Annotated in this window: 7 protein-coding genes; 1 reads left to right on the top strand and 6 read right to left on the bottom strand. The window is 54.7% G+C overall.

All coding sequences use genetic code 11. The annotated features are described in order from the left end of the window. The first annotated feature begins 30 nt into the window (after positions 1-30). On the top strand, positions 31-576 hold the full coding sequence (locus EGT74_RS15985; protein ID WP_246008229.1) for a DUF192 domain-containing protein: 546 nt from the start codon (positions 31-33) through the stop codon (positions 574-576). A 260-nt stretch (positions 577-836) separates the two neighbouring features. On the opposite strand, the gene EGT74_RS15990 is transcribed toward EGT74_RS15985, so the two are convergent. From EGT74_RS15990 to smc, 6 genes are all read right to left on the bottom strand, one after another. Then, positions 837-1628, bottom strand: coding sequence for a hypothetical protein (locus EGT74_RS15990; RefSeq protein ID WP_123847584.1), 792 nt, complete (start codon positions 1626-1628; stop codon positions 837-839). Between the two features lie 21 nt (positions 1629-1649). After that, a complete protein-coding gene (locus EGT74_RS15995) occupies positions 1650-3104 on the bottom strand; it encodes a RagB/SusD family nutrient uptake outer membrane protein (RefSeq protein ID WP_123847585.1) in 1455 nt (484 codons plus the stop codon). Positions 3105-3115: 11 nt separating this feature from the next. Further along, entirely contained in the window at positions 3116-6100 is a 2985-nt protein-coding gene (locus tag EGT74_RS16000) for a SusC/RagA family TonB-linked outer membrane protein (RefSeq protein ID WP_123847586.1), read from the bottom strand. A 121-nt stretch (positions 6101-6221) separates the two neighbouring features. Continuing rightward, complete coding sequence (locus EGT74_RS16005) at positions 6222-8495, bottom strand: DUF7133 domain-containing protein (RefSeq protein ID WP_123847587.1); 2274 nt, start codon at positions 8493-8495, stop codon at positions 6222-6224. Positions 8496-8636: 141 nt separating this feature from the next. Continuing rightward, positions 8637-10100, bottom strand: coding sequence for an MFS transporter (locus EGT74_RS16010; RefSeq protein ID WP_123847588.1), 1464 nt, complete (start codon positions 10098-10100; stop codon positions 8637-8639). A 101-nt stretch (positions 10101-10201) separates the two neighbouring features. After that, entirely contained in the window at positions 10202-13732 is a 3531-nt protein-coding gene (gene smc / locus EGT74_RS16015) for a chromosome segregation protein SMC (protein WP_123847589.1), read from the bottom strand. Between the last annotated feature and the right edge of the window lie 241 nt (positions 13733-13973).

Consider the following 13973-nt stretch of genomic DNA (forward strand, 5'->3'; position numbering starts at 1 on the left):
TCCTATCTTCAATGCTCAAAAGCAAAACAAATGATGAATTGTAAAATGATGGCGCCCCTTCTGATCATCTCCAGCCTGTACTTCGCATCGTGCCAGAACCAGCCCGGCACGGGCAACCAGGGCACCGGCGATACGGCGGCCACGGTGAGCACCACTCCTGCCCCTCCTCCGGCAGACAGCGGGCCGGCTTTTAAGAAAGAAGGCGTGTTATCCTTCATCAGCAAAGAGAAAGGAGACACGATCAGCACCATCTCCATTGAAATTGCGGAAACTGACGAAGAGCGCGCCCGCGGCCTGATGGACCGTAAAAGCATGCCCGATTCCGTGGGGATGCTGTTTATTTTCCCCGCTGCCGAAGAACAAAGCTTCTGGATGAAGAATACCTATATTTCCCTGGATATTCTGTATGTAGACAGCAACCTGGAAATTGTATCGATCCAGAAGTACGCCACGCCGCTCTCCGAGGAAAGCCTTCCTTCGTTCAAGAAAGCGCAGTATGTGGTGGAAGTGAACGCGGGGTATACCGATAAGAAGAAGATTAAATACGGGGATAAGATCGCCTTTAAAAAGGACTGATCCCGAAACGATATACACAGAGCGCCGCTTCCATATACGAAGCGGCTTTTTTATGTGCAGTTGCAGCAGGCCGGATGGCTATTGGCACCTTGTGCCGTAGCACGGCCGAAAAGAAGGCATCCCTGTATCCGGTATCGTGCATGCAACGATGGCTAAATGACGGAAACTGAAATGCGATGTTAAACACCCGGTTTCAGCATACATGTAAAAGGGCCGCCCGGTTGGGCAGCCCTTTCTTCTGAACAGATTATTCCCCAGATTTACGGGTTCACCGTAAAGCTGAATGTATTTCTCGCTGCGGGCACTGAAATGCCGGGTGCGGAAGACAGCAGCAGGTCAAGCTTTTTGCTGGCTGTTACCGGGTTGAATTTAACCACAACCACGGCATCGCCGCCACCTGCAGGGATGGTCGCTTTGCCTTTCGGTGTTACAAACGTAAAGTCGGTGCCTTCCACTGCGGTAGAACCGGCTTTAATGGTGTAATCGAAAGTAACGGCCTGTTTGAACCTCGCCGCGGCAGCGGTAATCCGCACGCGGATGGTGTCGTTACCGGTAGTGGCGGTGGGTTTAACCGTTTTTGTGAGCGTAGTGCCGGTCAGGAACCAGTCTACAGGCACAGCCGTTACGTTGAAGGTCATGGTTTTGGCATTTACGCTGGCTTTAACGTCGCCGTCTTTCAGCACCAGCACCAGCTTTTTACCGGCTGCGGTGGGCTGAAGGGTGAAAGCGATTTTGCCGTGGCTGGAATTAGCCGGGATGCTGGCTTGTCCATATGTGCCAACAGGCTGCACGTCCGTGGGCAATACCGCCGTGGTGGTGGTGGTATCCCAGCCGATTTTTGTTTCGGTGCTTACCTGCGCGCCGATCAGCTGGATCAGCGCACTGTCTACCACCGGAGCGTTGGCCGTATAAATGGTTCTTGTATTCACGTTGCCGGGCGGGTTTGAAAACTCTATCACAGAGGGGCCCTTATAGGTGTAATCCTCTTTCTTGCAGCCGAAAGCCATGGTGAGCAACACCATCACACCGCCAGTAATAATTTTAGACTTCATATTCATGCTTTTTCCGGATGATTAATAGTTAGGATTCTGCAGCAGGTTTTTGTTCACGTCCACTTCTGCCTGCGGAATAGGTGCCACCAGTTTATAGTCGGTGTTCGGAATGGTCGTGGCAGCCGATTTTACAATGTCGCGGCCGGTACGCATCAGATCGAACAGGCGGTGGCCCTCGAAAGCCAGTTCTATCCTTCTTTCGCGGAGGATGGCAGCAGTCAGTGCATCACCGGTCAGGCCGGCCAGGGGGGCCAGTTTAACACGGGTATGTACTTTATTCAGGTCATCGAGCGCTTCCACATCTTTACCGCCCTGCATCGCTCTCGCTTCTGCGCGGTTGAGGTACAGTTCGCTGGCGCGGATGAGCATGATGTCGTCGCCGCCCTGGAAAGGTTTGGCGCCGGGCCATTTCAGGCAGGAAAATATCGCCTGGCCGCTCTTGGTCACGGGTCTCAGCAAGGATTTCCAGCGGGGATCATTATCGGTATAATAATCAGCCCGTAAACCGGCACGGGGCGTGATGTCGCCGTACCCGCCCAGGATGGGATGCTTGTAAAAAATCGACTGGATAGCGTCGGAACCAAATGCTTCATATGCTTCGAAGCTCAGCCCGAAAATCATTTCCGGGTGGAGGTTGCCCCATTTGGACATATAGGTGGCGCTGTCTGATACGAATTCCACTTTCAGCTTCGGGGTGTTGAACCCTGTTGCGATCATGCCGATGGCGGTTGTCGCATCTGCTTCGGAGCCGGCCCAGTCGCCACGGTATAATTTCACGCGGCTGTTGAGGGCGATGGCGGCCAGTTTGGACGCACGAAAAGGACCAACGATGCCTGCGGTTACTTCGGATTTGCCGAGGCGGGCAACTGCAGAGTCAAGATCTTTGACGATCTGTGCATATACGGCATCTACTTTCGGGCGGGACGGATAACCGGGGAACTCCGGGTTGGTCACATCCAGCAACGCATCGGTAACGATGGGCACACCGTAGTCGAAGCCGTTCAGGAACCTGGGGTTGCGGGCAAAAGACCGCACCAGGTCGAAGTAGTTGTAAGCACGGATGAAAAACGCCTCACCCATCAGCTGATCCAGTTCTTCTTCGCTGAAACCGCTGGCCCGCGGGCCGTACTTCATGATGAAGTTGCTGCGGAAAATGTTGGTATAGCAGGTATTCCAGATCGCCACCTGCGCACGCGGAGAGTTGTTGGACTCATTCACGAAGCGGTTGGAGTTCGAGGTAGTGATCTCGCCGTTGTCGGACAACACCTCGCTCTGCACGATAAAATCGCGGCCATAATACCCTACCGCGCGCATGCTGGCATAAGCGGAAATAACGGTCGCCTTGATGGCGTCTTTACTTTTGCTCGCCTTTTCCAGGTCGATGGACTCACGCGGATTGGTTTCCAGCAGCTTGTTGCATGATGCCACGCTCGCTGCCGCGCAAATGGATAAAATATATACTGATAATTTCTTCATGTCGGTTCCGATTAAAATGTTACTTGAAGGCCTGCAGTGTACTGTTTGCTTTGCGGATACACACCGAAGTCGCCGGTTGTGCCGTTCAGCAGTTCAGGGTCAAAACCACCATAGTTAGACCAGGTGTGGAAGTTCTGCGCGGTTACGTAAACCCTTGCAGAAGCAGCATGGAACCTGGACAATACGCGTTTCGGCAGGCTGTAAGACAGGGTGATGTCTTTGATACGGAGATAATCTCCTTTTTCATAATACCGGTCAGAAATCGAATAAGCCGAGGTAGTGCCAGGGATGGTGCCGCCGTAGTAAGGTTTGAATACGTCGGTGATATCACCGGGTTTACGCCACCTTCTCCACTGGGAAGCATACTGGTTCCTGTCTACGGTGCTGCCTGCACGGGAAGAGAACAGCTCGTCCTGGTTCAGCAGGTAGTTGCCGCCGGAGTACTGGAGGAAGATGCGGAGCGTAAGACCTTTATAAGTGAACTCGTTGGTGAGACCGCCAAACCAGGTAGGGTCGAGCGTAGCATCGAGGTACTTACGGTCGCGGGCAACAGGCTGGTAGGTGATATTACCCAGGGTATCATACCACATGGGGCGGCCGTCACCGGGGTTGATACCGGCCCATTGCTGGGTCAGGATCGAGTTGATGGGGCGGCCCACGACGATAGCGGTACCGATGTTGTTCTGACCGGGCAACAGCTTGGTCACTTCGTTTTTCACTTTCGTGAAGTTGAAGCGGGTTTCCCAGCGGAAATCGTTGATATCGAGGTTCACGGTTTTCAGTTCGAACTCATACCCTTTGTTACGAAGGCTGCCTACGTTCTGCTGGATGGAGGCGAAACCGCTGGTGATCGGCAGGGGTTTGGTCAGCAGCAGGTTTTTACGGTCTGCGATAAAGTATTCGGTGGTGAACATGATGCGGTTTTTCAACAACGCAATGTCGAGGCCGAAGTTGTAAGAGTGGTTGCTTTCCCAGGTCAGGTCCGGCACGGCCAGCGCAGTGGGCGCGGCGCCGGGCAAACCTTCGTAGGTACCGCCGAGGCCGAAGAGCTGGCGGCTGGGATAGTTACCGATGAGGCTGTTACCGGTTACACCATAAGATGCACGCAGTTTCAGGTCGGAGATCGCTTTCACGTTGCTGAGGAAAGATTCACGGGAAGCTCTCCACATCAATGCCACAGAGGGGAACATACCATAGCGGTTGTTTTTGCCGAAACGGGAAGAACCGTCGCGGCGAAGGGTACCGGTTACGGTATAGCGGTCGTCGTAGGTATAAGAAGCCTGACCGAATCCGCTCAGCATTTTCCAGTCGGTAAAGATGGAGCCCGGATTATCAGGCACCGCCGTAGCGCCGAGCGTGGCGAACTCAAAGCTGGGAACACCGCTACCACCGGCATTCAGGCCGCGCTGTACGTTGTAACGGTATTCACCGCCGATCAAAGCAGACACTTTATGCACACCGTTGAAAATCTTGTTGAAGTTCAGGGTATGGTTGGTCTGCCAGTTCAGGATTTCGGTATTAAAATCGCTTACGCTGCCGGAAGGCGCACCGTCGATCGTACGGGGATCCTGGTAACGGTGCTCTTTCACGTCGCCGTACTCAATATTGACAGTACCGCGGTAAGTGAGGGTAGGCGTAATGGAATAAATCAGGTTCAGGTTACCGAGCATCTTCAGGTTACGCGCGTTGTAATCGTCGAACGTAAACTGTTTCAGCGGGTTGATGTAATAAGCGCCGAACAGGGGCTCGTTAAAGTCGCCGTCTTTGGTGTAGGGTCCGGTGCCGGGCCACAGCAGGATAGCGCCGCGGTTCGGGTTGGAGAAACCACCCGCGCCGGATACGCCGTTCTGTTTGCTCACCGCCGCGAGGATGCCGGTGGATACTTCCAGTTTGTTGCTCACCTTGTGGCTGAGGTTCAGCTTCATGGTACCACGGGTGAAGTCGGAGGCAATTACCTGGCCCTCGAACTTGTGCATGGAACCGGAGAGATAGAACGTCGTTTTTTCGTTACCACCGCTCAGCGCCAGCTCATAGTTCTGGATCTGGCCCTTGCGCATCAGCACATCCTGCCAATCGTATGTAGGCAGCGTGTCGAATTTGGAGGTGCCGAAGGTGCTCTGCAGCCAGTTGTCCGCCGTGGCTTTACCATAGCGGTTCACCTGCGATTCATAACCCAGCTGTACCAGTTGGGGCGTAGTCAGCAGGTCGAGCTCTTTGATCGGACCGTTGAAACCGCCGTAAGCGCCAACGCTCAGGTTGGTTTTACCGGCACGGCCTTTTTTGGTGGTCACGATCACAACGCCGTTGGCCGCCTGCGCACCGTAGATAGAGGCGCTGGCAGGGTCTTTCAACACGTCGATGGACTCGATATCGTCCGGGTTCAGTGCGGAAAGGGCATTGGCGGAGGGGAAGTTACGGGTGTTGTCGCCGGAGTTTACCTGCACCCCGTCGATGATGTACAACGGGTCGTTACCGGCATTGATGGAACCGAGACCACGTACGCGTACGCTCAGTGCGCCGCCGGGAATACCGTTGTTGGCGATTACCTGTACGCCGGACATTTTACCCTGCATGGCACGGTCGAAGCTCTGTACGGGCAGGTTCTGGATGTCTTTGCTTTGTACGGAAGATACGGCGCCGCTCACATCACGTTTGCGTTTTACGCTGTAACCCGTTACCACAAACTCGTCGAGGCTTTTCTGGTCGCTCAGCAGCTTTACCAGCAGCTGGTTACCGGCCGGAACGGCGATGTCCTTCGTTTCATAGCCTAAAAATGAGAATGTCAGGATTTTGGCGTGGTCGGGCACATTGAGGGTAAATGAACCGTCGGCTCCGGAAATGGTGCCTAAGTTGGTGCCTTTAATGCCGATTGTTACGCCGGGGAGGGGTGAGTTGTCTGTCTGATCGGAGACCATTCCCTTGATAGTCCGGCTCTGGGCGAGCGCGGTGGAAAGGCACAATAGCAGACATACTCCTACGAGTAGTAGTCTTCTCATACGCACGATTTAGATTTTTTGTTAGTAATTCAAAAGGTTAATTTCAGGGCGCTAATATACGTTTAACACAAATATAACGAACTACACGTGCGTGTTATATACCCCGTTTGGCGGCAAACAATTATTTCAATTCCTCCATGGTAAAGGATTTCACCCTCCCCTTGTATTTTTCTTTCACCTGCTGAATTTCTTTCTCGATAACTTTATCGGATTTATTCCCCCACGCATTCCGGATAAAACTCAGCAACTGCGCAATGTCCGCATCGGAAAACTCGTCGTTGCTGATGAGGCCGGGCATATCGCCATTGATCTCCGGGGCCTTGTACAACTTTCCGTTTACCTGCACCGGCCCGGTAAGCCCGTACAGGACAATGGCGATGAGCCTTTCCTTTTTCCCGGTAACCAGTTCCGAGTGGTTGAGCGGTGGCGCCAGGGATTGAATCCCCTCCCCGTCTGCCCCATGGCAGGTCTGGCAAACGGTTTTAAAAATGAGGTTGCCGCGGGGGTATTCTTTGAGCAGGGCCTCGTCCATATTGGATTTGCGACGGTTGGCGATATCGGTCAGTACCTTTTTCAGCTGGCGGCGGATAATGAGCGTGGTATCGGGGTTCCAGGCTTCCACGGCGGCCAGCAATTGCGCTTCTTTGTCTTTGACGTTGCTGATCACGGCCCCGGCCATCACTTTGCTGTTGGGATAGGTCTGCCAGGCCTGTTGCAGCAGGCGGGCGGCCGCAGCGGCGTCTGTTTTCCGGAGGGCGGGCAGCACCAGCGTGGCCGTCGGCGCCTGTACGGAGTCGGCCATCAGCTTTTCAAGTGTTTGGGCCACCACAGCCCTGTTTCCGCTATTGATCACAGCGGGCAGCACGGCAATAGCCTGGCTGCGGAGCAACGCATCGGTGGTCTGCTCGAGCAGCGGCTGCACATCGGCCAGGGTCAGCGCATGCAGGCCTTCCAGCGCCCAGAGGGCATGCATGGCGCCAATGGGCTTCGACAAGTCGCGCAGGCGGGCCTGTAAGGCGGGCACCCATTGTTTATCCTGCCCGTCCGCGATCAGCTGCTGCGCTTTGTCGCGCACCCAGCCGTTCGCATCGTCGAGGAAGGCCACCAGGTTACCTGTTATCTTCACGGGTTGCGGGTTGCTTTTGGCGGGCACCACGCGGTAAATGCGCCCGCAGTTGAGCGGCTGCGTCAGCGAGCGGGCGCCTATTTCACCCTTGAGATAAGGCGTGAGATAGGTTTTGTGCTGGATGATGCCGCGGTACATGTCGAGCACATACATCGTTCCATCTGGCCCCAGGTGCAGGTTCACAGGACGGAAGCGTTCGTCGGTGCTGGCGAGGAATTCTTTGCCTTTATAAGCCTGGCGACCTTTGACGGCATATCCGCCGTTGTCGAGAATGTTCCTTTTGATGAGGTTGGCCGAAGGTTCCGCCACAAAAGCGTTGCCTTCGAACGCCGCACCATACAGACCACCGCGATATACCAGCGGGCCGCAGGCGGCCGTGAAATTCACGAGGCGCAGGCTGTCGTCGAGCACGCCTTTCATATAACCCCGGTTCACGCCGGTATTGGGGCGGAGCGGGTATACCTTGTTATCGGGCACGATGTTTTCGTCGTAGCCGTCTACCTTGCGCTGGTTGGGGTTGCCGGCACCCAAACCCGGACTGAAATAATCGCCGAGCAGGTTCTCTGAGTTATTGTTATAGAAGAGGCGGCCGTAACTGTCCTGCGAAATCCCCCACTGCCCGCGGAAGTGGGTCTCTTCCTTCAGCCAGCGGCCACCGTCGTAGCGGTAGCGTTTGTCCGACTTCGCATTGTATATCCAGTTATCCATGGCGCGCAGCAGGCCGTTGGGCTGATGCTCCACGTTGCCGCCGGTGGTAAAGAGCGAATCAACGAGTGTCTTTTTTCCAGCGTGGTCGCCGCTTATCTCGTAATGCCAGAGTTTGGGCGGCTCCGCTACCAGCAGGCCGTTGCCTGCGATGCTCAGCGCCCTGGGCAGCACCAGGGAATCCACGAATACGGTGCGTTTGTCCATCGCCCCGTCGCCGGTGGTATCTTCCAGTATCACGATCCGGCCGTTGCGGGCGTCTTCACCGGTTCCCACCGTGTCTGGCATATAACCGGTCATTTCCGCCACCCAGAGGCGGCCACGCTCATCGAAGGTCATCGCCACGGGCACCACCACCATCGGTTCGGCCGCTACCAGCTGTACGGTAAAGCCGTCTTCCACCTCTATTTTTTCGAGTGATTGCGCAGCCGTCAGCACGGGCGATTCCGCGTACTGCTGCCGTATTGCGAGAGAGTCTGTTGTGCCGTTGTGCTGCCGGTTGTTGCAGGCGCTCAATATTAAGCCTGTCAACCCCCATACTGTCAATATTCTGCCCGTGTTCATAGCCGTAGCATGCAATTATGTAAAATCGATTGAATCGCATTAAAATACTACCCCTAATGCGAATTTTCAAATTTGAAGCGGCTAAAATAAAGCGCCCGGCTGCATTTTTCCGGGTTTTATGACAGGCGGCGGGAATCCTATTCAGAAAAATCTTCTTCTGAATACGCTCTTCAGTTGGGTATACCCGTTCATGAGGTTGCCGGTGAGGAAATTGTCCTTGAGGTTGTTGCGAAGCGTGCTGCGAAGGATGCGTACGACCGTATCTTTTTCCACTTCGCCCGTTTCCTTGACCCGCCGCAGCAATTCGATGGCCACCAGGCCCAGCAGCGCCCCGAACAAAAAGAGGAAGTTCCATTCGTGCAGCTCCACGATGTGCAGGGTTTTGGTCCAGCGGGGGCTCGCCCATTCCGCGTCTATTTTAAGGTGCCGCCCGGTAAAATAATCCGCCAGTATGCCGCCCGCCAGTGGCGCCAGGGCTGAAAACACGGCCGTAACGATGTTCTTGGTGCTGAGGTAAACAATGGCGTCGGCCGTGGGCGCCAGCTTGAGGCCGATGTTGGTTAGCGACAGGTTGATCCCCGCATTGGCGATGCCCATCAGCAGGTGGATCAGCGAAAGCAGCAGCAGATTGGGCCACAGTTGGGAATAGATGCCCACAAAACACCAGGCCACCAGGCACAGTATATATAGCGGGGCCCCGATGGCGATGATGGTTTTGTTACTGTAGCGGTCCGCAAAAAGGCCCCAGATGCGGATGGTAAAAATACTGCTCACCTGGCTCACGATGGTCAGGCCGATGATGTAGGAAAGACCGAGCCCCATGCTTTTCATCATGAACACGGTAAAAAAGGGGGCGGCAATATTGACGGCGAACACCCAGGCGGAATTGAAGAACAGCAGGCGCCGGAAGTTCCCGTCTTTCAACGGCCGCGCCAGCATTTTAAAGATGTTCTCCTTCGGCATGAACCGCTGCGGTTCCGGCGTTTTAGCAAGAAAAGTGGTGCCTGTCAGTCCCACCACGCCGGCCACAATAAACATATATCCATACGCATTCATTTCAAGCGCGGGGTAATAGTGGCGGATATAGTCGAGCCCCAATGCCAGCATCAGGCTCAATACCGCATTGAGCGTTTGCATATAACTGCTGCGCAGGGCGAAATAAGCGCCCAGTGTTTTTTCAGGCACAAGGTCCTTCATCCAGGAATTCCAGCTGGCGCCGGCCACAGCGCCAGAGAGGTAATAAAAAAAGAGGATGGGGATCACCAGTTCGATAGTCATCACACCCGGCGCCAGCAGCGGCAACAGCCCTATGAACAGCAGGGGCAGGCGGGCCAGCACGGCGCAGATCACGGTGATCGCCCGCCGGTTGTTAAAACGGCGCACCAGCCAGATGGCGATCAGCTGGAACATATTGACCATCGTGGGCAATGCGGCAATCAAACCCAACTGCAGGTTATTGGCGCCCAGCAGGATGGCCATGGCCATGATGAAGGCCCCTCCGGTAAGGGTCGTCATGGTTTCCGAAGCCAGCCCGTCTCCTATCACCAGCTTCAGCCCTCGTTTTACATCCTGTTCCGTCAATATTTCGCTGGGCTTCAGATTCATTTTTCAGGTTTTGTAGGATGGGGCAATCTTTGTACCAGCTTGTATAACAACAAAAAAAGCCTTCCGGTTGGAAGGCTTTTTTTACAATTATTTCATTCTGTTTAATTCAGGCTCCGGAAGTCTACCGGCACCAGTTTGCTCACGCCGGGCTCCTGCATGGTAACGCCATAAATTACGTCTACCGCCGCCATCGTCTGTTTGTTGTGGGTCACGATGATGAACTGTGAATTATCGGAGAATTTGCGGATCATATTGGTGAATTTGCCCACGTTCGCATCGTCCAGCGGCGCGTCCACCTCATCGAGGATACAGAACGGCGCGGGTTTGATGAGGTAAATGGCAAACAGCAGCGCGGTAGCGGTGAGGGTTTTCTCCCCGCCGGACAACTGCGTAATGGCCGCAGGGCGCTTTCCTTTCGGTTTGGCGATGATCTCGATGCCGGTATCGGCCAGGTTCGACGGGTCGTTGAGGATCATGTCGCACTGGTCTTCTTCGGTAAAGAGCGCCTTGAACACCCGGATGAAGTTTTCCTTCACCTGGTTGAACGTATCGAGGAATTTCTGGTTGGCGGTGGACTCCACTTCCTGGATGGTGGCCAGCAGGGATTCCTTGGCCGTTACCAGGTCGTTCTTCTGTTCGAGGATGAACTCGTAGCGTTTTTTCATTTCGGTATACGCCTCAATGGCCGTAGGGTTGATCTCACCCATGTTCTCGAGGCGTTTCTTGAGGCGCTCGGCGTTGCCCTGGAGGTCCTCCACGCTTTGCGAGCCGGTGCGCTCTTCATCGAGGATCTCGTCGAGGTTTACTTTGAATTCCACGCTCAGCCTTTCTTTCATGGAGGCGAGCTGCAGTTTCAGTTCGTTCACCTTGTCTTTGATCTGGTTGAGCTGCTGTTCCAGCATGTCGCGCGTTTTCTGCTTGGAGCGCAGGGCGCTTTCGAGTTCCTGGAGGTGGTTGCGGAAGTTGTAGTATTCCTGGTCCTTTTCGTTCACCGCTTTTTCTTCTTCTTCGCGGCGGCGGAACAGTTCCACGAGCCCGTCTTCCGACGCCAGCAGCCGGTCTTCGGCGGCGGCGATGTTGCCGGCCGTGTCTTCCAGCTGGGTTTTATTGCTGGTGATCTGCACGTGCAGGTCACTGAGTTGTTTGCGTTTGAAGTCCAGCTCCTGTTTCAGCCCCTGCACCTTGCTTTGCTGGCGGGTATGCTGGAGGTTCTGGTTGTTGAACTGCACGCTGGCCTGGTTGAACTGCTGCTCCGCTTCCTGTGCGGCGCGGTCGGCGGCCACGATGCTGTCGTGCAGGGCATGTACGCGGTCGTTCAGTGTATCCAGCTCATCCCTTACGCTCGAAATGCTTTGTTCGTTGGCCTGCAGGGAGGCTTCCATTTCGGCGAGGCGTTTGCTGCCCGTTTCGATGAGGTGGTGAAAGTTCTCGATGCGGTTCTGCAGGCCGAACAGCTGGTTGTTGAGCTGGTTCACCTTTTCGCGCATTGCGTTGATCTTGTTTTCGTTGAGCTGGCTGTTGTAGCCCAGCACCTCGTCGTGTTTGGCCTGCAAATCGGCTTTGAGGCTGCTGCACACGCTTTCCAGCCCGCGGATCTCGGCTTCGAGTTTTTCGAGGTTCTTGGCGCGGCCGAGTTTCTTGCCTTCGAAGAGGCCCACGGAACCGCCGTTCATGCTGTATTTGCCCCGGTGGATGCGGCCGCTCTTTTCAGTGATCAGCACATCCTGGTCGGGCAGCTCGGTAAAGTTGAGCGCGGTGAGGTCTTCTGCCACAAACACTTTGCCCAGCAGGTAATTGCCGAGGCCTTTGTATTTGTCTTCGATCTCCACCACTTCGAGCGCAGGCACCGTGCCGGGCGGCGTAAACAGGGCGCCGGCCTGGTGGTTGAACTGGTCGAGGATGAAGAAATTGGCCTTGCCTTTCTTATGCAGGTCGAGCAGGCGGATGGCCTGGATGGCCTCTTCCGCGTTGTTCACCACGTAATAGTTCAGGTAAGGCTCCAGCAGGTTTTCTATACAGGTGCGGTAATCCTCGCGGCAGAAAAAGATGTCGCTGAGGATGGGCGCCTTGTTATTCCATTCGTTGTTTTTCTTGAGGAACTTGATGCTTTCGGGGTAACCCTCCAGGCTGTCCACGAGCGATTTGAGCAGGTCGTACTCGTTCTTTTTCGAATCGAGCTTCCTGTTCTCGTCCACCAGGCGGTCGCGCAGGCCTTCGATCTCTCCCTGCGTAGCGAGGATCTTGCCTTTGGTTTCTTCCTGGAAGCGGATCATTTCGGCCAGCTCTTCCTTGTTCTGTTCGAGGGTGTCCTGGAGACCGCTCTTTTCTTCTTCCAGCTGTGCGATCTGCGTCTGGCGGTTGGCCTTCTCTTCCTGGAGCTGCTGGATGCTACGCTGCAGGTTCTGTACGGAGGTATCGGCCACAGCCACTTTTTTCTCCGCTTCGAACTGCTGGCGCTGCCATTGCTGCTGGTCTTTCCGGAGGTTTTCGAGGGCCAGCTTCTTATCGTTGAAGAGTACTTTCTTTTCGTCGGTCATCTCCTGCAGGGTTTCCAGTTCGTCCTGCATGGATTCGAACACTTCCTGTTCGTCGCCCACCTGCGTTTCGGTGAAGGCGATGGAGTCCGTCAGCCCTTTGAGCTGCCCTTCCGCGTTGTTGAGGAAATCGCTGAGGCTTTTTTCCCTTTCGCGGAGATAGGTCAGCTGCTGGGTAGCGAGGTTCTTGTCGTTTTCCTTGGTGCGGATGGTGGATACGAGCTCGTTGAAAGAGCGCTGCAGCACCTGCAGTTCCCTTTCCTTGGCCACGAAGTGCAGTTTGTCCTGCTCCACCGCCGCTTCGTCCGTAGAGATTTCCGCTTCGATGGCGGCTTTCCGGTCTGTTTCCTGCTGCTGCTGTTCGGTGAGGTCGCGGAAAGTGATGTTAAATCCTTCCAGCGCGGCTTTGGCCAGCTCGATGCTGGCTTCTTTATATTCCTTCTTGATTTCGTAGTAACGTTCCGCTTTCCTGGCCTGGCTTTCGAGGGTTTTGAGGTTGTTATTGATCTCGAACAGGAGGTCTTCTATCCTGTTGAGGTCGCCCTCGGTGGCGTCGAGCTTCGACTTGGCTTCCTTCTTACGGGTTTTGTAGATGGAAATGCCGGCGGCCTGCTCAAGCATGCGGCGGCGGCTGTTTTCCTTGTCTTTGATGATGTCGTCCACCATCCCCAGTTCGATAATGGCGTAGGAGTCCGTGCTCACGCCCGTATCCATGAAGAGGTTGTGGATATCCTTGAGGCGGCAGGCCACGTCGTTGAGGCGGTATTCGCTGTCGCCGTTTTTGAAGAACTTGCGTGTAATCGTAACCGTGGTAAACTCGGTGGGCAGTACATTCTTGGTGTTTTCGAATGTAAGGCTCACTTCGGCCATACCGCTGGCGGAGCGGGTACGGGAACCGTTGAACACGAGGCCGGCCTGGTTCTCCGAACGCAGGTTGCTGATCTTGTGCTCGCCGATCACCCAGCGGATGGAGTCGATGATGTTACTTTTTCCGCAGCCATTGGGCCCAATCACCCCTGTCACCCCTTCGTCGAAGTGGAGCACGGTTTTATCCGCGAAACTTTTGAACCCTTTAATTTCCAGTGTTTTTAAACGCACAGCTTCGAATTACGATTTTATTGAATTCTAAACGCCCGGTTGGCAAAAACAGGCAACTGCTTTCTTTTTCCGGCCGCCAAAGATAAACGAAATAAGTTGATATCAGTATGCCGGGGTCGCCGCCGTCAGGTGAGGCAGGCAGGCTCTCAGATATGGCAACACACTGCATTCTACGGTAAATTAAAAGAGAACGTATAATATTTAGTATTTACTTATACACACTTGGGGATAATTTATTCAC

The organism is Chitinophaga lutea, from assembly GCF_003813775.1.
In the GTDB taxonomy this organism is placed as follows: Bacteria; Bacteroidota; Bacteroidia; order Chitinophagales; family Chitinophagaceae; genus Chitinophaga; species Chitinophaga lutea.